The 23,751-nt window shown below is 44.2% G+C and carries 23 protein-coding genes and 1 pseudogene; 2 read left to right on the forward strand and 22 right to left on the reverse strand.

All coding sequences use genetic code 11. The features are described 5' to 3' along the window. Window positions 1-84: 84 nt before the first annotated feature. From DQG23_RS38330 to DQG23_RS38410, 16 genes and pseudogenes are all read right to left on the reverse strand, one after another. Window positions 85-1,389, reverse strand: coding sequence for a glycosyltransferase family 61 protein (locus tag DQG23_RS38330; RefSeq protein ID WP_146762463.1), 1,305 nt, complete (start codon window positions 1,387-1,389; stop codon window positions 85-87). A gap of 53 nt (window positions 1,390-1,442) precedes the next feature. Next, window positions 1,443-2,342, reverse strand: a complete 900-nt coding sequence (locus DQG23_RS38340; protein WP_238178229.1) for an ATP-grasp domain-containing protein — start codon at window positions 2,340-2,342, stop codon at window positions 1,443-1,445. 33 nt (window positions 2,343-2,375) lie between these two features. After that, window positions 2,376-3,080, reverse strand: a complete 705-nt coding sequence (locus DQG23_RS38345; protein WP_113036337.1) for a PHP domain-containing protein — start codon at window positions 3,078-3,080, stop codon at window positions 2,376-2,378. Window positions 3,081-3,091: 11 nt separating this feature from the next. After that, window positions 3,092-3,778: a PIG-L deacetylase family protein gene (locus tag DQG23_RS38350; RefSeq protein ID WP_113036338.1), complete on the reverse strand. Its 687-nt coding sequence runs from the start codon at window positions 3,776-3,778 to the stop codon at window positions 3,092-3,094. A 43-nt stretch (window positions 3,779-3,821) separates the two neighbouring features. After that, window positions 3,822-4,631, reverse strand: coding sequence for a hypothetical protein (locus DQG23_RS38355; protein ID WP_146762464.1), 810 nt, complete (start codon window positions 4,629-4,631; stop codon window positions 3,822-3,824). A gap of 222 nt (window positions 4,632-4,853) precedes the next feature. Beyond that, window positions 4,854-5,759: an NAD-dependent epimerase/dehydratase family protein gene (locus DQG23_RS38360; RefSeq protein WP_113036340.1), complete on the reverse strand. Its 906-nt coding sequence runs from the start codon at window positions 5,757-5,759 to the stop codon at window positions 4,854-4,856. Further along, entirely contained in the window at window positions 5,756-6,340 is a 585-nt protein-coding gene (gene rfbC, locus DQG23_RS38365) for a dTDP-4-dehydrorhamnose 3,5-epimerase (RefSeq protein ID WP_113036341.1), read from the reverse strand. Before rfbC ends, DQG23_RS38360 begins: the two co-directional genes overlap by 4 nt. Further along, a pseudogene (gene rfbG, locus DQG23_RS38370) lies at window positions 6,327-7,424 on the reverse strand (CDP-glucose 4,6-dehydratase); the annotation flags it as partial. The pseudogene rfbG and the gene rfbC, both read right to left, overlap by 14 nt. A gap of 104 nt (window positions 7,425-7,528) precedes the next feature. Then, complete coding sequence (gene rfbF, locus DQG23_RS38375) at window positions 7,529-8,305, reverse strand: glucose-1-phosphate cytidylyltransferase (protein ID WP_113036369.1); 777 nt, start codon at window positions 8,303-8,305, stop codon at window positions 7,529-7,531. Then, window positions 8,305-9,627, reverse strand: a complete 1,323-nt coding sequence (rfbH, locus tag DQG23_RS38380; protein ID WP_113036342.1) for a lipopolysaccharide biosynthesis protein RfbH — start codon at window positions 9,625-9,627, stop codon at window positions 8,305-8,307. Before rfbH ends, rfbF begins: the two co-directional genes overlap by 1 nt. A gap of 79 nt (window positions 9,628-9,706) precedes the next feature. Continuing rightward, entirely contained in the window at window positions 9,707-11,518 is a 1,812-nt protein-coding gene (locus tag DQG23_RS38385; protein WP_158560917.1) for a methyltransferase domain-containing protein, read from the reverse strand. Window positions 11,519-11,849: 331 nt separating this feature from the next. Continuing rightward, window positions 11,850-12,428 (reverse strand): hypothetical protein, encoded by a 579-nt coding sequence (locus DQG23_RS38390; protein ID WP_146762465.1) that lies wholly within the window; start codon window positions 12,426-12,428, stop codon window positions 11,850-11,852. 103 nt (window positions 12,429-12,531) lie between these two features. Next, the gene (locus DQG23_RS38395) at window positions 12,532-12,936 is read right to left on the reverse strand and encodes a VOC family protein (protein ID WP_113036345.1); all 405 of its coding nucleotides are present in this window, start codon (window positions 12,934-12,936) and stop codon (window positions 12,532-12,534) included. 343 nt (window positions 12,937-13,279) lie between these two features. Beyond that, window positions 13,280-14,155 (reverse strand): hypothetical protein, encoded by an 876-nt coding sequence (locus DQG23_RS38400; RefSeq protein WP_146762466.1) that lies wholly within the window; start codon window positions 14,153-14,155, stop codon window positions 13,280-13,282. A 151-nt stretch (window positions 14,156-14,306) separates the two neighbouring features. Further along, complete coding sequence (locus tag DQG23_RS38405; protein WP_113036347.1) at window positions 14,307-15,059, reverse strand: alpha/beta fold hydrolase; 753 nt, start codon at window positions 15,057-15,059, stop codon at window positions 14,307-14,309. Between the two features lie 380 nt (window positions 15,060-15,439). Further along, complete coding sequence (locus tag DQG23_RS38410; protein ID WP_113036348.1) at window positions 15,440-17,095, reverse strand: copper amine oxidase N-terminal domain-containing protein; 1,656 nt, start codon at window positions 17,093-17,095, stop codon at window positions 15,440-15,442. 419 nt (window positions 17,096-17,514) lie between these two features. Here DQG23_RS38410 and DQG23_RS38415 point away from each other — a divergent pair, with 419 nt between their 5' ends. Further along, window positions 17,515-18,180, forward strand: coding sequence for a class I SAM-dependent methyltransferase (locus DQG23_RS38415; RefSeq protein ID WP_420330276.1), 666 nt, complete (start codon window positions 17,515-17,517; stop codon window positions 18,178-18,180). Between the two features lie 115 nt (window positions 18,181-18,295). On the opposite strand, the gene DQG23_RS38420 is transcribed toward DQG23_RS38415, so the two are convergent. Beyond that, window positions 18,296-18,586 carry an immunity 53 family protein gene (locus tag DQG23_RS38420; protein ID WP_113036349.1) on the reverse strand — a complete coding sequence of 97 codons (291 nt, stop codon included), beginning with the start codon at window positions 18,584-18,586 and terminating at the stop codon, window positions 18,296-18,298. A 293-nt stretch (window positions 18,587-18,879) separates the two neighbouring features. Here DQG23_RS38420 and DQG23_RS41985 point away from each other — a divergent pair, with 293 nt between their 5' ends. Continuing rightward, window positions 18,880-19,173, forward strand: a complete 294-nt coding sequence (locus DQG23_RS41985) for a hypothetical protein (RefSeq protein WP_146762467.1) — start codon at window positions 18,880-18,882, stop codon at window positions 19,171-19,173. A 245-nt stretch (window positions 19,174-19,418) separates the two neighbouring features. Here the strand turns inward: DQG23_RS41985 and DQG23_RS38425 are convergent, their stop codons facing one another. From DQG23_RS38425 to DQG23_RS38450, 5 genes are all read right to left on the reverse strand, one after another. Next, the gene (locus DQG23_RS38425) at window positions 19,419-19,844 is read right to left on the reverse strand and encodes a hypothetical protein (RefSeq protein ID WP_146762468.1); all 426 of its coding nucleotides are present in this window, start codon (window positions 19,842-19,844) and stop codon (window positions 19,419-19,421) included. Window positions 19,845-19,888: 44 nt separating this feature from the next. Continuing rightward, window positions 19,889-20,275, reverse strand: a complete 387-nt coding sequence (locus tag DQG23_RS38430) for a hypothetical protein (RefSeq protein ID WP_146762469.1) — start codon at window positions 20,273-20,275, stop codon at window positions 19,889-19,891. Window positions 20,276-20,866: 591 nt separating this feature from the next. Beyond that, entirely contained in the window at window positions 20,867-21,778 is a 912-nt protein-coding gene (locus tag DQG23_RS38440; protein WP_113036353.1) for an AraC family transcriptional regulator, read from the reverse strand. A gap of 276 nt (window positions 21,779-22,054) precedes the next feature. Then, window positions 22,055-22,543, reverse strand: a complete 489-nt coding sequence (locus DQG23_RS38445) for a GNAT family N-acetyltransferase (protein ID WP_158560918.1) — start codon at window positions 22,541-22,543, stop codon at window positions 22,055-22,057. A 286-nt stretch (window positions 22,544-22,829) separates the two neighbouring features. Next, window positions 22,830-23,423 (reverse strand): HD domain-containing protein, encoded by a 594-nt coding sequence (locus DQG23_RS38450; protein WP_113036355.1) that lies wholly within the window; start codon window positions 23,421-23,423, stop codon window positions 22,830-22,832. Between the last annotated feature and the right edge of the window lie 328 nt (window positions 23,424-23,751).

The following is a 23,751-nucleotide window of genomic DNA, read 5'->3' on the forward strand; positions in this document are numbered from 1 at the left end:
CATATCCCTGTTAAGGGACATGAACTTGCATCCATAAACATGCATTCATATTTTAACTCTTATTCGCCAAGAAGCCAATTTAATTCAAACACTACTGAGTTTTTTGATTCCGCCAGACGATGTGCGTATGCCAGCGATCTTTAGTATTTCGGCAAATTTCTCAATATCAATCACCATATCATCGTACCCGCGTTCAGGATCCACTTTGTCTGGAGCGCGTTCCCCCTCGCCAAACAAATAATAATAATCTAGCTTCAGATGATTGCATATCAACCAAAAGACATATACCGGATAATTGGATGAAAACAGTTCGATGACCTTTGTTCCCGGCTGGCAAAAAGTAAGATTTGTAAGACCTGAGCCATGTGGAGCGACGATTATTTTAGCTGAAGAAAAGATTTGAGCCTGCTGGAGGACGGAGAAGGTTTCCAAGTGGACAAATGCGAATCCGAGCGGACGTAAAATCTCGTACAGCTGCTCTTCATTCTTTACTCTCCGATTCGATGCCAATGAACGGCTTATGTAGATCCGTTCGTATTGGAATATCGGCTCGAGTTTGCTTCTCATCAAAAATTCTTCTCTTAGGAACTGAATTTGCCAATTGTGAGGGCCCCATTGTATTGCGGGAGCCGCAGGAACGATCAGTGTCTTCGCTTGCAAATGAAAGGTACTGGAACAATGAATCCGCTTCTCTTTCGGGATACCTAGTCGTTCAAGCGTCTCCTCTTGAAAGGTGCCGGGCCGAACTCCGTTCACGATGTAACGGTCTATGTGCATGCCGCATTTATTCAACAAATCCAGACGAGATACAACGTCAAACATCCAGTGGTAATACATACTGCTTGCGCAAAAAGTTAGAACAGCTACTGTCTCGTCAGTAAATTGTAACGGAGGAAGTATGGGCTGACGAAAAATATGATGTTCGCTCGGAATCATAGGAGGGAAAATGGAGACGTCCCATAGAAGCTTATTATCCGGGGTAATGACTGCTCCAAATTCTCCCCAAACTCGGCCATTCGGTATCTCTGCGACATACGGAGGAGGAGAATAAAACTGTTCCGCTCGAAAGACATTGTGAAGTTGTTCGTCAATTCCAATAGGCGGGGTCAAGGCAAGCGTATGGCTGCTATAAATCTCCTTATGCCGAAGCGGGACGGATTGAGCTGCGGCCCAATCCCATGTTGACAGACAATATTGTGTAGGAGTAGGAAATCCGGTTCTGCCGTTTGCAGACTCACGAACCTTTTGTCTATATGTTTTTTTGGTACGTCTTCCTGCCCTTCTATTTGCAAGTTTTTTTCTTTTTTTAGCCTTACGCGTACGATTCCCTGATGTTTTTCTGCTCCTCTGACGAATGCTCCCCCTATTTTTCTTTCTTTTAGCTCCCACTGCAAACACTCCTCATGCAAGTCATGATGAGGCAATAACGATTCGTCGCGTTTTCAATCAACGGTAAAAACCTCTTCGTAATACCGCATCATTTTCAAGCCCCAAATAACGGGTTTCGGCTCGATCGGCTGATTGTGTACAAAATGCTCAATCGCTAAGGATATCCAATTTTCGCTTGCAGCGAATCCAAGAGCCATTCCCCCTGCCACGCGGGGATTGATTTCAATAAACTTAATTTCCTCATCCGGAGTTTCGATGCATTGGAGGTTGACCGGCCCGATAAAAGGAAGACCCGCGCATATCTTTTTAGCCCATTCGATAATTTTCGCATGATTGACAACGATGCCTGCCGTAGATTTCCCGTCCTTGACCTGCATCCTTTTTCTTGGAATGATATACACAGGATTGCAGTGCTTATCGCAAAAAACGTCGACCGTATATTCCTGGCCTTCTACGAACTGCTGCGAGATCATTCCCTCCATGGAAACGGCATCGTCTGTCATGACGATCCCTTTGCCTCCCCTGCCGAATCGCGGTTTGACCAACCGATGGCTTTGACTGAGCGACGTATCGGGCACAGGAATGCCATTATTCATAAAATGCTGATAAGTCAGCCATTTATCTTGGCAGGTTCGGATCGTTTGCGGATCCGAAATGATCGTGTGTATTCCCATCCGGCGTAGTTCATCACTCCGTTCACTCCATTCAAGCAGCGTCTCATGTAATGATGGAAAGACGATGTCGACTTTCGTATCCTGCAAATGATAATAAACGCGCTCCCAAAATTTTTCGCTTCCGGCCCTGGGGAGAGCAAAAAACTCGTCCGCGAGAAGCCGCGCGGCAACCTGAGCATCCATGTCGGCGGCAATCGCACGATATCCCGCCTGATGGACGGATTTGATTAAATACCCAGTCGTTATACATCCAGCGGCTTCCAGAAAAATATGATGCACCTTGATTCCTCCTATCTAAAAGAAGCAGGAAGTCTAGAAATAATTCAGCAGCCTATCCCTGCATTTGCCCACATCCTGTAAGCGATGAACGTCCGAGCCAATCGAGACATAAGGATTAATCCTGCTGCACAGCTGCAGGAATGCCACGAGATCCGTGATATAGGAGGTGTTGATCTCAATGGCGATCCTGCGATTTAGGGATTCTTTCATCAAACTTTCATAATGTTCAACCGGAAATGAACCGTATTTTCTGCAGCACATCCCACCGGGATGCGCCAGAACATCGATTGGGGCGCTGCGCAATAGACCAAGCGACAGGTCAAATTCGATTTCCGCGCATTCCTCGGCTCGAAGGTCGTTCATTGATCTACCCGCGAGCCTTTCCGAAGGAAAGCCGTGCACGCTACCAAGAACGATCTCGCATTGCGCTAAGATTGCAGGAGAAGCATCCAGCCCGCCCTTCTCATCAAGCGCCTTTGCTTCGCATCCGATGTAAATTTCCAGAGAAGCAAGGTTCGTTCGTTCCTTTATGACTTCATCTGCGAAATTCGCAAACCAGTCCGAGCTTTTGCGGACGTGCTCCGTAAAGGCGATGGCTGACAAATTCTTTTTACCCGCCGCTTCAAGAATTGCCTGTATGGTATCTTCCCCATCCGTGCGATTGGTGTGCACCTGATATTCGACATTCAGCCTCTGGCGAGTTAAATCGTTAAACCGGTAAAATTCGGGTTTCCCCATTGTCGTCACCCTTATAGTATCGTTGCGCGCAAAAGATGATATTTTTCCGCATAACGAACGCCGATTTCCATGCCGCGCATTTCCGCCCATCGTTTAACGTTATGCGGAGAAATTAAACTCGCATCCTCTCTCAATTGTGAATCATGCTTTTGAAAGGCGGCAACTTTCTTGTCGACCGTTTCGCTGATATCGAGGTATAACTCGCCCGCATCGTGAATTCGGGGGTATTGCCATACGATAAAAGGATATTCGTACATGGCGATTAGCTTGATGTTGCGGTTTGGACTTGGACGCAATCCAGCTATGCATGCTTTGAACAAAGCCTGATGATCTTGATGAAAACTCGGATAAGGGATGAGCACCATGGTGGGTTTATATTCGGTCAAGGTCTTATCGATTTTAGAGACGATCTCATTCTGGGGGACGGTATCCAGGAACGATTCCTTATCGTCATACATCACTTCGAAATCATTGCAGCCGAGAAGCTGTAATGCTGCGGTGAGTTCTTTCTTTCGGGTTTCCGCTGTAATAATCTGCTCCGCATGATGAAACTTCAGATTTCCAACCGCAGCTAATACGACTTTAACCCGATTGTTCAATCTGCAAGCTTTTTCGATAAGGCCGCCGCATCCCAACACTTCGTCGTCTGCGTGCGGAACATAAATCAGTACCTTTTCCTGTCCCGAATCAAACATCATCCATTTGCCTCCTCGTAGTTGTCAATGATAGGGAGTGGAGCAATCATTCGCGCCGAGACGCTCCCCGGCGCTGCCTAAGACTCCGTTTCTTTTTAACGGCAGTTTTCGAAACGATCAGCAAACGGCGGTTAGGAAAGGGTCTAATGCTTTTTTTATTGATTCTTCTTGTGATTCTTCTTGTAATTCTTCTTGTGATTCCTTTGCGCCAAATCCTTCTTTTCCCAGCCGAACTGCGTCTCATCCCTTTCTTTCGGGTTTTCCATGTCCTCCGAACCGGAACGGAAATTTCCACACCTTCCGTTATCCATCTTCTTGCCGGATCGCCTGCCATTCGTCGGATCGGATGCAGGAAGTAAACATCGCTTGTTTGTTGCGCGATTTTCACTTCAGGAACCGTCATGATCTGCTCCGGACGTATGAATGCGCCTGTAGGAACGGGGTAATCTCGAAACCTTCCTCCACAGCGTACGGCTAATGTGGCATGCAATATTTCCTCAAGTGCGACAACTTGGGTCGATAGGAATAAGCTTTCGAGCCTGACTTTGTCCAAGTCATCATACATGCGGCGGAAGAGATCACGGCGATAGATTTGTCCGTTAGCAAACATCCCGCACAAGTAGTCCGTTCCGAACAATGACTGCCAAGCGTTCCATTCCCTCCACATACTTTGTCCCGGATTCCAGACGCCAGGCGCGTATTCCTGATGCATGTTTACTCCCATACAATCGTAGCCCTGCATAGTCTTGTTCAGGAAGCTGTCAAAGCCCGGCTTGACGAACAAGACGTCTGAATCGATATAGACGAGATACTCGTATTCCAGCTCTGTTTCCCGCAGCCATGCCGAAATATCCATAAGAACCCGTCCCGTCCTCCCCCAAGCGAGAGGACCCCGGCTGTAGGGACAAATCAACAGGTTTTCAATGCTCCGACCGAAGTTCGGGTCACCGGATGAATTGTACAAGATGATCCTGCTGCCCGGATTATACTGGGCTATATTCCTTACTTGTTGGGCAAGGATTTGTTCATTTTCGTGAGCCAAAATGGCAAAGCAGATCATCATATCCCTCCTCTTCAACTATGGATTGTCCGCGAGCCGTATCATTCGAAGTCCTTCCGCAAGCGTTGTTTTCGGCCGCCATCCAGGGAGCGTCTTACCCTTGCTCCAAGGAATCATAACTTCTCTAGTCCGGTATGGCCGTGCTCCCCAATGGATAGGCAAGGGTCTTTCAATCGATTGCTCAACCTGATCAACCAGTTTCCGTAACGGAATCGGATTGCCGGACGAGACGGCATACTCTTCTCCGCCTTTTGACTGCCCTTCCAAAAGCCTTGAGGCGGCCAGCCTATATGCATGTACAACATCATCGATATAAACCAGGTCGATCAGTTGCTCTCCCCCGGACATGGTTAATGGCTTTCCCTCCCGTTCGGCTTTTTTCAGAAGGGCTAACAGTTTTGGGCGCGGATCACCGGGGCCGTACGTATCAAACAGCTTTAACGTAATCACATTAATCGACGCCGCTTCAACGTAATAGTTCAATATAGAGTCCATAGCTTGCTTAGTAGCCGCGTATAGGCAGACCGGATTATAATCTTCGTTGTTATAATGCTGCCAAGAAGTGCCCGTATTGACAAGATGAGGTACCCCGCATCGTGCCATCGTTTCGGCAAGCTGCGTGCCAAAATAAACATTCGCGCAAAGCATCCGCTCGATATCGTGCGGCTGATGCTCAGTTAGGAAGACGGAGGCCAAATGAAAGACAATATCCGGCTTTACCATCCGAATTATTGTAAATAGATTGTCTATCATGCCGTCATATCGATGTATCGTTACATTGCCGCTTGTTTTCTCAAGCAGCGTCAGACTGGATTCCGGCCTTACAATCGCATGTATATGCCATCCTTCGAAGGCAAGACGTGCCGCCAGACGCGATCCTACGTAACCCGTCGCTCCGGTAACAATCGCCGTTCGCTTCTTCATTCTCTCCGCTCAACTCCGTCCGTTGGTGCGGTAGCACCGGCATACGTAAACGGGCTTATGAAATCGTCCAATCCAGGAAAGCCTTTATCCCTTTTGGAAATGACGGGATGCCTTGCCGTCCATGGGATTCCTGCAGAGTCCCAACGAATGCCTCTGTCGTGTAAGGGGGAATAAAGCGTCGTAACATTATAAACAAGTATGGCTTCCTGACTCTGCACCCAAAAGCCGTGCGCAAGCCCTGACGGAATATAGATCATATTCCCTTTTTGAGCGCTAAGCTCGATCATCGCGAACTTCCCGTAGGTCGGGGATCCTGCTCTTAGATCAACGACAGCATCCGTCACGATCCCGGAAATACAGTACACAACCTTGACATGCTCATGAGGGGGAATTTGAAAATGCAAACCGCGGATGACATTTTTGTAGGAGAAAGAATAGTATTGTTCGGCAAACCGCGTTTCTAAGCCATGTCCGGCAAAATAATCTTCTCGAAACGTTTTAACGAATAATCCCCGCTCATCCTCAAACCTATTAAGAACGATTTCGTAGCAGCCCGCTATTCCCGTTTCATGAATTCGCATCGGCAATCACTCGCGTTCCCGTACGTTCGTATTCATTTATTTGTACGATGCACGACTCAACGGGGTCGATGTTCCTAGCGTACGCCTGAGTCCATTCCACTACTTTATCGATCGCTGTTTCGACACCCCATTTAGGGGACCAATCTAAACGTAATTTGGCTTTTGAACAGTCCAGCCTCAATTGCGATGCTTCATGCGGATAGTTTCTTCTGTCAATTTTATATGCAGCCCCGTTTCCCCACTTTTCGCATAGTTTGGAAACGAGCCATTGTACCGATTTAGCATCGTTTTGATCGGGACCGAAATTCCACCCCTCTGCATATTCGGGTCCGTGCTCATAAAGCTTCTGCGCTAATGTCAAATATCCATTTAACGGCTCCAGCACATGCTGCCACGGCCGAATCGACTCGGGATTCCTAATGCTGATTTTTTTACCCTTGAGAATGGAACGTATGCAGTCCGGAACTAGACGGTTGACAGCCCAATCCCCCCCGCCAATGACATTACCCGCCCTAGCAGTAGCAACGGCAACGCCATGTTCCCGGTGTTCGGTCGGATGAAAGAAGGAGCTTCTGTATGAGGAGGTTGCCAATTCCGAGCAGGCTTTACTGCTGGAATAGGGGTCGTACCCGCCCAAAGCGTCTTGCTCCCGGTAGCCCCAGATCCACTCTTTATTTTCATAGCATTTATCCGTAGTTACATTGATTACAGCCTTGATCCGGTGTCCGTTCCTTACAGCCTTCCTGACGGCATCCAGTAAATTGATCGTGCCAAGCACGTTGATTTCGAAGGTACGACCCGGGTTATCGTAAGACTCTTGCACAAGCGGCTGCGCAGCCATATGAATGACAATGTCAGGATCGGATTTTGACAGGATGTTATATAGAACGTGTTTGTTCCGGATATCTGCGGTATGAGATTCCATCAATCGCTCCAGCCGACAGCATGCAAATAGACTAGGGCTTGAGGGCGGACGCAATCCATACCCGGTTACGCGGGCACCAAGCATGTGGAGCCATAAGCACAACCAGCTGCCCTTGAAGCCCGAATGTCCGGTAACGAAAACCTTTTTACCGTTCCAGAACNCTTGAAGCCCGAATGTCCGGTAACGAAAACCTTTTTACCGTTCCAGAACTCTCTATCCACCATTCTCCCCCCGCTCGAGGCTTTTGGTATGAGGCAAGCGATTTAGGATTTACTCCAGTAGGCTTTACCGGATTTCCACAACCCCTCAAGGTACGTTTTGTCCCACATCGTGTCCATCGGGTGCCAGAAGCCATCATGTTTATAGGCTGCAAGCTCGTTGTCTTTCGAAAGATTTTCAAGCGGCTCCTTCTCAAGGATCGAATGGTCCCCTTCGATATAATCCATTACCTCCGGTTGACAAACGAAAAATCCGGAATTGACCCAACCGCCGTCACCCTTCGGTTTCTCTTTAAATCGGGATACCAGATTGTTATCGCTGATTATGTCCAAAGCTCCGAATCTTCCGATCGGCTGGGTGGCCGTTACCGTAGCCAATCTACCGTGTTTTTGATGGTATTCCAACAAAGCGCGGATATCGATATCGGAAACGCCATCACCGTAAGTTAGCATAAAAGGTTCATTACCGATAAACTTTTGTATTCTTTTAACCCTACCGCCTGTCATGGTATCGATGCCCGTATCGACAAGCGTTACTTTCCATGGCTCGGCAAAGTGATTGTGAATGGTCATCTGGTTTTGTTTACCGAAATCAAACGTAACATCCGAATTGAATAAATAGTAATCCGAAAAATACTGTTTGATCAGATTTCCTTTGTAACCCAGACATATGATAAATTCATGAAACCCATAGTACGAATAAATGTTCATAATGTGCAAAAGGATAGGCCGATCTCCGATTTCAATCATCGGTTTCGGTCTTAAATGGGTTTCTTCGCCTATTCTTGTCCCGAATCCGCCTGCTAATATGACAACCTTCATCATCCAGCTCCTCTCCCGAATGCCGCGTAGAGGACGTTAACGACGTAATCTAGCATTTCCCTCGTCAAACCTGGGTAGAGCCCGATCCAAAAGGTATCGTTCATAATTCGATCCGAGTTGGTTAATTTGCCTACGACTCTGTGCCTAATTCCCGAGTAAGCGGGCTGGCGCAGAAGATTTCCTCCAAAAAGGAGTCTAGTGCCGATATGCTTGGTTTCCAGCTTCTCAATCAGCTGATTCCTACTAAGCTGCGATGAATCTCGAACAGTCAGCGGAAAACCAAACCAACTTGGATTGCTGCCTGCGGTCGGCTCCGGCAGGATCAACAAGTCTTGGAGATTGGATAACCCTTGGTATAAATACATAAAGTTCTCTCTTCGTTTGGCAATAAAATCAGGAAGCTTTTTTAACTGGGCAACGCCGATACTCGCCTGCATATCGGTGATTTTAAGATTGTAACCGATATGGCTGTAAGTATACTTGTGATCATAACCTTCCGGCAGTTCCCCTAGCTTCCACCCAAATCTTTTGCCGCATGTGTTGTCCTTGCCGGGATCGCACCAACAATCACGCCCCCAATCGCGAAACGATTCTATAATCTTCTTGAGGAGCGGATTCGAGGTAAGCACGGCTCCTCCTTCTCCCATGGTAATATGATGAGCGGGGTAGAAGCTTACAGTGGCCATATCGCCAAATGTACCGACTTTCTGTCCTAGGTATTCGCTGCCCACTGCATCGCATGCATCCTCAATCACCCAAAGCCGATATTTCTTAGCCACGCGCAGTATTTCCTCCAACTGAAACGGATTCCCGAGCGTATGCGCGATCATGATTGCTTTAGTGCGTTCGGATACGGCTTGCTCTAAAAGGGATACATCGATGTTATAGGTCGGGATCTGCACGTCCACAAACACAGGAATCAGACCGTTCTGGATAATGGGATTCACCGTGGTCGGGAAACCTGCGGCAACGGTAACGATCTCGTCACCCTGCACGAGCCGGCGTTCGCCCAGCAAGGGTGACGTTAAGGCGGATACCGCCAGCAAGTTGGCACTTGAGCCCGAATTTGTTACTAGCGCATATCGGGTTCCGATAAATCGGGCGAATTCGCGTTCAAACTGTTCTGCGAACCGACCTGTCGTCAACCAAAAGTCGAGCGAAGCATCAACCAATTGCTCAAGCTCCTCATGGTCGAACACTTTTCCGGTAACGGGAATTTTGTCCATTCCAGGCTCGAAAGCTTGATCTTGCCATTTCAGATGATAATACCTTCGGACCTGTTTCAGTATGTTTTTTCTTATACGTTCAACCGGATCTTCCATCCTGCCGCCCCTTCCACATGTGCTATCCTTTCAGGAAAGTTGTTTATACACTATGGCATAACAGTTGATCAGGACACGGCTATCGCTGTATAACGTTAAATGCCCGGTATGGTTTTTTGGCTGGCCTATTATGCATTACTCTCTTTTTAGGGTATTTATTTACGATCGCAGCTTGCGTTCTACGGATAGGCTTCTTCCCTATTGGTTTTCTAAATTGAAATATTGGCTTTCCTTTTGGTTTTCTAATTAGAAGTGGAGGCTTCGCTTTTGGCATTCTGTTACTTAAAGGCTTTTTACGACGAATGGGACGAGGAGGTATGGTTGCTTGAGGTACTGGAGCTAGCGATGCGGCTGCCCGATAGGGGGTCTTCGGTAGTCTTATGCCGGATAAGCGTTCAACCAGATATTTCGTATTAAAATCATATTCTTGATATAACTCCAATTCACTGGGGTTGCGTACAAACAGATGCCCTGGATCATATTCGTCGTAATGGATATGCATTCCTGCAGCTCGCTCTTCGGGAGCTAGTCTTGCTTTTCGGTCTTGAAATATTTTCTTCTCCGCTTGAAGCTGCGATCTGAAGGGATAATGTTTAGTCAAAAATTTATAGGGGCATACCCGCCGGCCCTCGAACCAAGCATTATGTCCGCCATCTGCAAGAACAACCGGTTGGCCTGTGTTTTTCCAAATTTTGATTTGCTGAAAGTCCGACTCTTGCTTACCAAACTCGAAATATTTCAAATCCGCTTCGTGATTCGCTTCTGTAGGTAAATGATTACCTATGGGGAAAAATTCAATCACCGTATGATCGATCGCGTTAAAACCCATCCGATCCACGTATGCAATAGCCTCACGCACATTCATTTCCGGCCATGGCGAAGCCCTGATCTCGTCGGTGTCATGATGAATATACCAGTCCGCATAAATCGTCCTTGATATTGCAGTAACCCTGGCAAGCAATTGGCTCCAGTTGAAGTAAGGTACCGGTCCCTCATATGGAAATCTTTCGCACCCGATGAAGTAAGGGTTCGAGCGAAATTGGGACAGTATCTCGTAAGTCGAATCGGTAGACCAATTTTCGATAACATAAACATGAATATGTTGTTCCAACAGTCGGTTAATGGAATGATAAATAATATCTTCCTCGTTATATGCGGTAAGAATGGCAGCGACTTTTATTTCCTCGAGGGCGTTTTTATTTAGTCGGTTATTCCCTATGATGGACAGTATCGTTTTCTTCTCTAAATTGTAGTGATTGTTCATCGTCAATCCAATGAACTCTACATGGAACTGATCATGATGAAGTAATTCACTCAGTTCCGCTAAATTCCATTCCCTCACATGCGCTGTATTGATAGGCGGCCCAAGATGGCCGGAAGGGGTGGATAAATCCCGATCCGGTGTGGAAAGCAAGCATGCCGGAGATAAATCCATCATTCTTTTTAGGTTCCTGAGCAAATGGGAGGGGTCCACCAAATGTTCGATCACATCGGCGCATACGAGGATCGCTTGGCTTAAGATTTCATCAGGGATTACAATGTCGTCCGTGTCCAAATTATGCTCGAGCCAAGTACCGAAGGGATACTCCTGGCGGCATGTATCGAGATTACGCCCGTAGTCGATTCCAACTATTGCAAACTTGGGGTAAAGTTCGGCAAGTTTTTTCCCATTTCCACAGCCAATATCGACGATATAGCGGCAGCCGAAGCGTTCGCCTAAAACCTCCGCCAATTTATACACATCTGGTTGATATATAACAAAACTGCCTTCTTCATACCTGTCCTCAAAATACTCCGGTTTTGCTCGGGAGGTATAGCCCGGTTTTATGAAAAATCGGCTAATAGCAGAATCTTCGAGCATTTCATTATCCATGCGTTCACCCCATGCCATTTGACTTTCTCCTATACTATGCATGATTCGTTAATAGTCTATGAACACTCACCCATTTAGGTACTGATTTGGCGTATACCTATCAAACGCACCGATATTAGCCCCCCTTTGCTGGAATATTAGGGGCCCTAAAAAAGAAAAGAAACCGCTCTATTCGGGATGACGGGAGTACGGATCCATCAAGTACCGAAAAATAGCGATTTTCCTTCAAATAAGCTAAACAAATTCAAGTTAACGTACGCCACCTACAATGATTCGCCATAGACTATCATCTTGTTTCCAAATAGGTAGACATGTATTTCTACTACATGCGTTATCTCAATCAACCCCGTTATCCCTGGACAGTATCACGCTCAATTTTTGAAAGATTAAAGTCTTCCCAATTATCTCTTGTGTTCTTTGAATGCGGATTAGCAGGAATGATAATTTTGGGCGATGGCAAGTAAAAATAATTCTTTTGGGTATGCTTTTGCAATCCTGAAATTTTCTTTAAGTTTCTTTGTAATGTTCGATAAAAAGATTGTATCTGCTTGTCAGGATTCTTCGATATCATACGCATTTGTAAAAGCTCTCGGCTTTTATCGGTTTCTCTGCCTCCGTTAACTTCAATAGAATAGGAGCCTGGCGTATCATAAAAATATCCAAACTCCTTGATTTGAGTTATATCCTGTATAGGATAGCAGGAAAAGAAAAAAGAATTATATGCAGTATTATTAAAATAACTGGCGAACAAATCGATTTTTTGACTTTCAAAAGATGAATATAAACGTTCACCCTGCGCGTTAACAAATATTTCGGCATATAGGTTAACTCCATGACTCAGCATTGCATCATGGCTCGCAGTAAGAAAATCCATAACCGGCATTGAAATATTAAAATAGATAGCTATACAATTCTCCTCCTCATCCAAAATAAACGTTAATCGTGCGCCCCGCTCCCCACAGTTACATATAATTCCATAACAATAGACGCATATAATAACCAGTATGTTGCGGGAATCTGCAGCATCCGGATCACCTGATCCCGTCGATTGCCTCGTCAAACTTTTTATGAATGTCTATCGGTGCCGAGAAAGTAATGATATAACCGTCAATATCCTGTATGACCAGCTCTTTGGCGTTCCATGGACGAATGACTGGTCCTTCCACAATTTCGGCTTTCGCGTTACGGGCTTGATCGGCAAGCGACTCGATATCATCCGTCGAGAAATTGATGACGACGCCGATTCCCTTCTCTTCATCGGCTGCTCCTCCCGCGAGCAGCATGACATCTTGATATTTTGCCCCTCGTAAATGAGCCATTCCCTGCATAACAAAAACCGCCTCAAACCCCACTGCCTCCCGGTACCATTTAACCGATTTTTCCAAGTCACGCACGTTCAGTTTGACAAACATCGGCATTGGGTAAAACTCCGCCATAGTTGATTCCTCCTGTCAGTTCGAAATATGTTCCAACTGGACCTATTATAAGCTTTGACGTAACGTGAACCTCAAGGATTATTCTTCAATCGCACTAAATAACCGACCGTTTCTCGTTACAGATAGCAAGTACCCAACCGGACCGAGACCGCTAGTTAGTCGTCCTCACTTTACTTCTATTAGAGGGTCAAGTGCTTGTCGTTCGTTGACAAAAGGGTCAAGTACTTGTCTCGTCCGCGACAAGCACTTGACCCTGTAAAATCAAAAACCCGCAAGTTATGCGGATTTGAATCGAACATAATGAACTCGACCCTTTAAGTTAGGGCGCAGCAGCGGCTCCTGTTCACCATTTCGCCAGTACAGCCTCCAAATCAGCTATCACCAAATCCGTCCGGTATGGCGTCTTTTTCTTCTTCAGTTTCTCGTTTAAAATTGCGGTGATCTCCATGAGATCCCGCTTAAACATCTCTTTCTGAGTCTCAAGCGGAAGTTCTCCCTCCTGCCGGGTAAAATGCCGCGTGATTTCCAGCTTGAGTTGTCCGCCGCGTTTTGCCAGCTTGCCGATCTGCAAACGGGGACGAATATAGTAATCAGCAGCGAAGTCCGGCGGAACTTCTTGCTCCGTATGAAAATACTCACATCGCACACTCGGTGAAGGATCGTCGTGATGACTAAACCAGCAGTATATGCCGAGATAGCCAAAACCATCGCCATACATCTCCTGCCGCATATCGCGGTCAAGCCGCTCCCTAAGCTCCTCCAAGCTGTCTACGAACGCTTGTGCAGAGCACTGGTAATTGCCCGAACAGACCAGGCGAATAGGATTTTTAGGCAATGGGTTGCGCTGGGAAGCCAAAGCGGAGATATCGTAGTTTGCCATGTCTTGACCTCCGTCAATGACAAAGCTATTCCCGCGCTTGTTCCATCCCTTGTTTGTCCCTTCAATCGTGGTAAAGGTTCGTGTACGCAGACTGGAATAATAGGAACCGTTGATCCATTTTTCGGCAATTGCCTCCACAGGCTCACGATCCGCCCATCCGACAACATGCAGCGCTTCGCAAACGCGAACCAGCTTGTTCCATTGTTCGATGTTCGCATAATGGAAGTAGCGGTCGTACTCCGCAAACAGCGCCTGACGCAGGGAATCCAGCAAAGGCTCTTCCTGAATACGTGTTTTCAATTGCTCTAGTGTTTCCAATTGGTACAGATCTTTAAGCATCAGGATTCTCCTTCTCTTCGTTGTACGAAAAATAATTACTTCAACTTCTTTTTCCAGCAGTAAGCGCATTTGCTTCCCTATTTGAAAAACTTACAAACCGTGTCTTCCTATTATAATGATCACTCTAGAACTTATGTTCTCATAAATGGTTTTATAGTGAGTTATCCTTGAGAAATTGAAGAATCGTTTCATTTACAAATGAAGGATTTTCTCCAATCATATGAGGTCTATGGCTGCAACCCGGCACTATCACATAACGAGAGTTCCGAATCAGAGCAGTCGCCCGCTTTAGATCGTTCTCAGGTGCGAGCTCGTCATATTGCCCGGCAATCAAGAGACTAGGACAGGCAATGCTGCTTAGTTCTTCGTCACTCAGCCGTGGATACGTCCGCCAATCTTTAATCTTCTGCCGCAAGAATTCCTGCCAATCACCTTGATGCGCTTCCATGTGTCTTTCTTTCATGGAATTGATAAAATCTTCGCGACCGTTTTGTAAGAGCAATTCCGGTTCAAACTCCTCCGATCCATCGCAGGCGACAAAACCACATTGGCCTATTGACGTCAACGATGCGATTCTGTGTGGATGACTGACAGCACAATGAAAGGAAACGCCTCCCCCCATACCATAACCAATAAAATGTGCCTTGGGAATATGTAGTTGATTCATAAATTCTATAATGTCTTCAACATGTTGCGGGCTACTCCAAATAAGGCTGTTACTCCGTGTTCGACCATGCCCCCTAAAGTCAGGAAAGTAACAGGTGTACTTCCTTTGAAAATCAAGCATTTGACTGGAAAAAGCTAGTATTCCTCGTGAAAAACCACTATGTAATAACAAAACGGGATCACCGACGCCCATTTGTTCATAGTACATTTCTAAGTTATCAAACTTAACATAAGGCATCCTCACTCAACTCCGGAATTTAGTATGTCAACTAAACGAAGCAGAACTAATGTTCCTATATCGTACATCAGAATGACCTAAATAAACAAGTGAATTATTACGCTATCTGCGCGTTAGTCTATTAGCCCCTATCTTCGATTAAAGGGTCAAGTTCTTGTCGTTTGTCCGCGACAAGAACTTGACCCTTTATACGACAATAACTTGTGACGAACGCGGATGGATATCGAAATCCTGATGCCGGAGCACGTTTGACGCAAGGAAGGCAGCCCTGCCATATGGGCTGCCTTCCTTGCGTATTTTCAACTAATCTCTTGCCTGAACGACGCAAAAGCGCCCTTCTCACGCGACCGTCACTTCGGTACAAAACGGAAGCTTTCCTACTATTCTTTTATAATTATTATCATGCGGTCTTGATCCACCCATTCGATCTTCCCGCCCAGCGTCGTGACGATGAAACGGAGCGGCACGAAACTGGTATCGTTCACAATCATCGTCTCATGGCCCATATTGACATCGACGCCGTTTACTTTTGCCATGCGGCTGTCCGGCGATATCAGGATCGTCGTCCCGGTAAGAGGATCCGTAACTGTGATTGTTCTTGTGCGATCGTTCCATTCCACTTGAGCGTCGAGCTTTTCTGTCAGAAACCGAGTCGGTGCCATCGCGACATCATCTGCGATGAACGGCTGAGTCGTCCCTGCCTCGTATTCTCCATTCGCCATCGACAAGTATATCTGCTTGCGTGTGACCTGCAGATCGTCCTTCAACAGCTTAAATGCGGCGGAATTTCTCTCCAGGTTAAGCAGTACGTCGATCATTTTCGTATCCGTTGTCAAAGACAAGCTGCCGGCCGACGTATCGATCGGGTCTGCTTTGACAGCGCCGTTGATGCTCCAAAATTCCGACGCAATTGTCAGATGAACGGCAGATACGCCATCATTGCTAGCCATTTTCGGCATGATCGTCAACGCGGCGTTCGCTTTGCGCAACTGCAGATCATGGTCGAAATACAAATCGGCTGCTGCAACGGTTGTATCTCCGAACACCTCACTGAGTGTATCCTGCCCTTCTGTTCCAATACTTGCTAATCCGACGGTGGCAATAACGAGCACTTGTTTCACTTCCGTGTGAATCACTTCGATCGCCGTCTCGCGATCGTTCCAAATCGATTGCAGTCCGTTCATCAGGGGCGCGAGCACACCTGTACCAGGCTCAAGCAAGTCGCCGAATGCGCCGCCAATTCCGTCGGTATAGTCCGCGTTTTGCGTATCCACTGCACCCATGCCCGGAACGACCGTCGCCTTCTCCAATTCGGCGGCAACAATCGGCTGCAGCGCGTCATACACCTGACCGATCAACTCCTTCAACGCCTGATCGTCCTTCATCATATTCAACAGAAACTGTTTCGCCAGCGGCAGTAACTGCGTGCCGTCCACTTCACCGTGAAGTTTGAACATCGATACCGTTTCCCCGTGAACCGGCTCGCTGACATTCGTCACGCTCACTTTCGAAGGATTGGGCAATTGTTTAATCAAATAAGAAACGATGCTGCGGGAAAGATCTGGGGCGCTAAGTTTCTTCAACATTTCTGCCACGAAACCGTTCGTATTCATTTCGACTGCATCTGCCTGTCCATTTAATGTGGCCGAATCGATCACAATCGGTTTTTTGGCGCCGTCGACCTGGAACACGACCTTGTCTTTATCCCCAAACAAAGTGAACGGAATATTTCGCTTGGCAACGACAAGCGCGCCTGCCGCCGACATACGCTCGGCGCTTTCCACTTTCAGCGTATCGAAACGGAATTCAACATTATCCAGAAGCTTGAGAATCGGCAGCTGCTCAGGCGCAGCCTGCGATTCGTCGATATCCAAATCCAGCACAAGCGATACGGAACCCTCCATTGCTTTCGGAACAAACGTTTCGCTAAGCGCCTTGTTCAGATCGAGTCCGCCGATTGCCTGGCAACCGCTCAGAACAATCAATGCGGCAAGGAACAAGGCCCCGGTCTTGCGCACAAAAGTGCGAATAAACATGATGAAATTCTCCTCCGTCTATTTGATTTATCTGTTTCATATGGAAAGATTCGACGGCAGGATTTCTTTTCCTTCATGACCGAATAATTACTTTTCATTTCTGCTTTTGGATGGTTTTCCGTTTCGATTTGGAATTGGGCAAGTCCAGGATGGGGCGGTCATGACTTCGAATTCAAATGGACGTTAGATGGATATAGTAGATGGATTTGTTCATAGAAAAACGTTATATTATTTTGGGGTTAATAGCGCAGAGCGTTCGTGTTAGATATGTGTTATTGGGATAATGCACAAGTCGGGATATACGTTTAGGCTCATGTTATTTATATTTGTGGAGGGCGTCGGCATGGACAAGAAGTCTGTTTATAAAAATAAACAGCTTCTATTGGGATACAAAGGGAAATGACTTCTTAGGAGCAATCGTGCTTCCTTTTTATGGAGCATTTGTCTCAGAAGAAAAATGCCGGCTTTTTGACGATGTCTCAGGGAAAAAGATGCTGGAGATAGGCTGCGGAAACGGTCAATCCTTGAAATATCAAGGGGAACGCAAAGCATCTGAACTATGGGCTGTGGATATATCAGAAAAACAAATCGCAAAGGCAACGCAACATTTGAAGGCATGCGGTCTTTCAGCAAAAATGATCTGTTCTCCCATGGAAGAAGAATGTGGCATACCAGTGGATTATTTTGACTATGTATATTCGATTTATGCCATAGGCTGGACCACCGAACTTGAGGGTACTTTTTGCCGGATTGCTTCTTACCTTAAAAAAGACGGTGTTTTTATTTTCAGTTGGTCTCACCCTATACACAAATGTGTTGTTGCAGAAAATAATAGGCTTGCTTTTAAAAAATGTTATTTCGATGAATCCTGGTATGCGGTAACTCTTGATGAAGGTGCGCTAACATTATCGGATCGTAAACTATCAACTTATGTGAATGCGTTGGCAAAAGCGGGTTTTGTAATTGAGCAAATGATTGAGGAAACGGATGAAGAAATTATGCAATCGCGGGACGATAACAGCGAATTTGCCAAAAAAGCAAAGATGCTTCCTGTAACTTTTGTAATCAAAGCAAGAAAACTATAATCGAAAATTCTCCTTCTTTATCTATGCAATTTACCCAATGATACAATGCTTTCCTGCCCGTTACGGCAGCCAATCGTTCTTGTCGGCTGCCGTCATGTATTAAATGAGAATATGTTTAGCCTAGCTCCACCCAATTCTTGAAAACAGTGATTATCTCCTCAAGGTTAGAAGGTCCACCAACACCTTCGAAAGAACCATTATTCAGTTTGCATTGAAACCAGTCATTCTCATTTCTCTCCAAAATGATTGGATCAAATGGTTTATTTTTCAAGTCAGTATCTAACAAACTAATGAATACATACCAACCTGGATTATCAATGGTTCCGATTTTCAATTCATGACTATGTTCCCAATCCCCATCACATTGAGAGGAATACCAATCTTCTAACCATTTTATCAAGTTCAAAAAATAATCCCCTTTTTCTTAATTTACCAATTGATTAGTACTCGTTAGCATAATTCAAGATTTCATTATTAGTTCAATGACTATATCGATTGGCATATTCCATACATTAATTACATATCAAATAAATTATACAGACAACCCACCTCACCTTTATTTGAAAGCGAGGTTTTAAAATGCATCAAAACCATGTATCTAGAGTAATAAAAAAATCAACAATTATCTCATTCGTTGTTTTTTTGAATATTATCCTTTTACTACTCATAATCAACAAGACTTCAAGGAATTCTGACGAAATGACATTACAAAATTATGTTGGTAAAGTTGAATTAATTAACGATTCCGCTATTCCAGCAGGGGCATTTGGTAATTCAACCTTTTCTCAAAATGGATACAAGGAATACTCCTTATTTACTCAATGGAGAAAATCTAAAACCTATAATGATGGTAATTATAAAATTGAATCATATCAACAACATGAAATATACAAAGACGAAAAAGGAAATACAGTCAAAATAGTCCCAACAGATAATTATCAGTATGTTCGATATTGTCCAGGATGTGAGATTTCAGGGATCCCGTCCAAATAAAAACACAAACGATTAATTCATGCTATTTCTCCATAATCTCACTATTTCCTTTAATACTTCTTCATCGAATTCCATCCTGTATATATCGGGTTTTGAAGTGTATGTCACTTCGACTATACCAAAAATCTCCTTTTTTACTCAACACTCAACTCCGCTTTCCTGCCCGTTAAGTTGAGAAACGGCAGCCGATCGTTCTTGTCGGCTGCCGTCATGTATTAATTGAGTTCTTGTACTTGTTAGTGCAGTCATTGTTTACAGTCTTCTTGGATCCACTCATATAGCTCCGGCGAAGTTGCGCGAATCGTTTCCGAAACCTTCCTTATCACGATATCACCTTTTATAGGAGTAGCGTGTGAAAAGCCGCTCCCATCTGGCATTGTTCCATGAACCCATTTATATGCTTGTGAAACAGTAATCAATGTTCCGTCATTCATTTGTATTTTTATAAGCATTGGGTACTTTCCAAACTCAGCAGATCCACTGACAAGTTTTGAATTGTTGATCCACTCGACCACTTTAGTAATTCTGTTTTTTCCCGGTCCATCAGTATTTTTATACATTTGCTCTTGCTCTCCAGGCGTGTTTCTAACAACCTGCATGGATGAAACATCTTCACACTTTAGTAATGGAATTATCGGTGAGCCAGTAGCGGTCAAGATCATGATGGACATGAGAAGAACAATTCTCAGTATTCAATTCTTGTACCCGATAGAGTTTAATAACCAACATCATAAAGCTTTACGTTTGATGATTTTACTTTGATATTTGAGCCAATTGGAAAATTTTGTCCCGATGTCTCAAGTGACACAATGCTCTCTCCGATTCGCAATATTGCGTAACCATCCTCATCTAAAGACTCCAGGGTGCCATAAATCCAAATCAAGTTTCCTAATTTCTCAATCTTATATAGTTTGGCGCTGCATTTTTCAATGTCTTCTCCCCATCTTAAGACTCCTTCAATATCAACTTCTACGAAACATTCCTTATTTGGTGCTGGTTTCTCCCCGATATAAGTAGCAACGCCCACGCCATAAGATGAAACGAAATCTATAACATACCCTTCATCAACGTCTCTCTGAATGTTATTAATATAAATTTTCACGACAGGCTCTTCACCTCTCATTCTTGCTGTCTTTAATTCAATATAAGTGACAAGTTCTTTTCGTACGTCCGTGGCAAGATCTTGTCCGATTAAAAACTACAACCCGCAAGTTATGTGGGTTGTATTCAAGTTATGTTCTTGTCGTCCGACAAGATTGGTTATGTTACTAAACAAACGTAACCGTTAGGTTACTACATCCAACATTATTTCTCTATCTAATGCCTCTAACTTTATATAAAAAGCGAACGAATAAGACAAATAATAATGAATTAATTAGTCCTATAAAAAACATATTATACGCTCTATATATAACCATACCAAAAATAATCATTACATTCCAAAGTAACCAGACAATCAGGTGCAGCCAAACATTAAAAGCTTGAATTTTATTTTCAAAATTTCCGGATAATCCAAAAATCTTGTATAGGATGCTTTTAATACTCGTCATTGTGCCTCCATGATAATCATTTTCCTTGAAGTATTCGGTGCAGTGATCTAACTATCCTGTCCGTTAGTTGGCAGCCGATCATCGTTCTGGCCGGCTGCCGTCACATAATTATTGAGTAAATGTACCAGTGCTTTGTGCTTATCTTATTGCTTTTCCCCAATTCGATACCATAACTCACAATACTCATAACCGTCTTTGTTTGTACCATACATTTCGAAGTTGCCACCATCCAAAATATTATACTTTGATGTTTGCAGCCATTCCGAAAATATCCGATGTTTTAATGAGCGCAAATCATAGTTACCGCTGCCATTCCCATCGTTTAATGTTGAGAATACCGCCCAACTTGATGCCGGGACATCAACAACCGTATAGCCATCGACCTTGCTATTCCCCGATCTGTAACACCCGATCAGATAAGGGAAAGTGGTGTTGCTGGTGAATTTGTAGGAATCGTATGCAAATACGGCCCCAAGTTCCTTATTGAAATTTCCGTCGCTGTGCCAATCTCCCGTAACCATTTGGTGTAGTCGATCAAACTCGCCATTCCTGCACAGGTTTTGCCAAACCTCAGGGATCGATACTCCTTGTTCGTTGGCAATATTGTCGATACCGTAGATATCCTCTAACCCAATAACTTGAAAAGCATCCCGTTTCTCAATTCGATAATTCATCCCGACAACTCCCTTTAATATCATTTGAAAGGAGATACGAGGATAAGCTGTTAGCTGGCTTCCGGTATCCCGCGCTGATGTCGGCGTTAACCCATGAAGATTTTGAAATGCCCGCGAGAATGATTCCGGCGACTCATAACCATATTTCAAGGCGATGTCCGTCACTTTATTCTTTTTGTTCTTTAAATCGAACGCAGCAAGTGTCAGTCTTCTGCGCCTGATGTATTCCGATAATGGGATTTCGAGCACAAATGAAAACATGCGTTGAAATTGATATACAGAGCATAAAGCAATTTTTGCAAGCTGTTCATCTTCTATATGATTCTCTAAGTTGTCTTCGATATAATCGATCGCTTGGTTCATCCGTTGAAGCCAATCCACGGCGTCCCCTCCTTTCACAAAGGAGCATATCATGTGGGCTAATGAAGCCGCCTGATCTTTCATGCAGCAAAATGTCAGATGATTGAAAAGTTCTACTTTGTAGTATTTCTTTAATTATTTGAATTTTCCTGCCCGATAGTTGAAGTCTGGCAGGCTGCCGTCATGTATTGGTTGAGCTATTGTTCTCTGTTAGTTCATTGGAAAGCCATAATTGCATTTACCACCATATAATTTTTACTAATTTTTTTGTCTATGACCTTTAACTACTGAAAACACTTATACTGATGGATAGTCTAGAGCAAAAATTACTTGTTCGGCATTAAAGCGAATAACTCTCTTTACTTCATAAAATCCAAGTTTCTTTAATAAGGCACATGATGAAGTGTTCGCTGATTGCGCTTCAGCTATGAGCTTATTATATACTTTATCCTCAAAGGAACGGCACAATACTTGACTTATCGCCTCATAAGCAAAACCGTTACCCCAATAATTTGATAGAAACATATATGAAATTTGAGTATATTCTCCATCATAGTGTGGTGTTAATAAAATACATCCTAAGAATGCACCTGAACCTATTTCTCTGACTGTCCAATATTGGCAGTTTTTTTCGGGGTTTATCCATTCTGTAATTCTATTTTCGATTTGATGTGAGCTTCTTTGACCACCCAAGTAATCCCATACTTTAGAATCATTATATAATTTTTCTAAATCATTGTAGTCAGCTTGATTTGTTATTTTAATACTACAACGTTTTGTTTTCACCATCATTCTCCTCATTTTAATGATTTAACATGCGATAAAATAGTTCTCAAATTCATTCGACTATTACCCATGCTTTACCTTTTATATAGCAATAACACCCATTACTTGTTAACTAGTACTTTCCGTTAATGTAAAGAGGCAGCCGAATCATCGTGGCCGGCTGCCGTCGTGTCTTTATTAAGCTCTTGTACCCGTTAGCGGAACAATCTAAGTAAACATTTCCCTAATTTCATTTAGTTCCTCTACACTATACTAGCACGGTACAGATTGAAAAATTCATGCGGCACTATGGCTTCAAAAAGCCCTTTTCAACCGCATCATTAACAATACCTTCTATAAAACTCCACAGGAATCTGGAGCCGTTCTCGATTCTTCTATTTCTTGATAATACTTTCTCTCTTGTAACACCCAACCTCTGCCATTGTAGACCGCTGGTTTTATAGTTATGAAGAATAGGCATAAAACTATCCATAGCTTGCGCAAATTTTGCCTCAGGTGTCTCTGCATTCTCATATTCATTCCAGATATTTTTTAATTGATTTGCTTGGTCATGTGGTAATAATCCAAATATTCTATCTGCGGCCTTCTTTTCTTTTTCGGCTATTTCCAGCAAGTTGACATTACCGTAAGCAAATGTATCTCCAGCATCAATTTCAACGATGTCATGGAGCAAAATCATCTTAAAGACCTTTAACATATCCAAACTACTCTCATTGGAATATTCGGACAATACCATTGCACCTACAGCCATATGCCATGTATGTTCTGCACTGTTCTCTTTCCTTGAAGCATCCATTAGAATAGTATTCCTCAGTATCTGCTTCATTTTGTCAATTTCTACAATAAACTCTATTTGTTTATTAAACCTTTCAATATCCATATAGTTACCTTCCTATTATTATTTTGGTTTGTAATATATTCACATGAAGGTTTAGGTTTGTTGCACGAATCAGGTTTAGTAGAATAGACTGCCGATTGTGCCGGCAGCCTATGTCACGGTGTTACCGTATCTGTCTCGTATATATCTCAACGTATAAAAGGTGCTTGCACGTGATTCCCAACTAAATCTTTATAGGCATTCACTTTACGAAAAGTGTTTCCCATCATTTCACGATTGCGATAATTCCGCAATTCATCCAAATCAAATGTTGCGATGAAAATCCCTTCCGTCTTCTCGTCTGCCAACATCAGGGTGTTATCAATCGTAC

Origin of the sequence: Paenibacillus contaminans, assembly GCF_003285015.1 — a bacterium.
Taxonomy (GTDB): domain Bacteria; phylum Bacillota; class Bacilli; order Paenibacillales; family NBRC-103111; genus Paenibacillus_V; species Paenibacillus_V contaminans.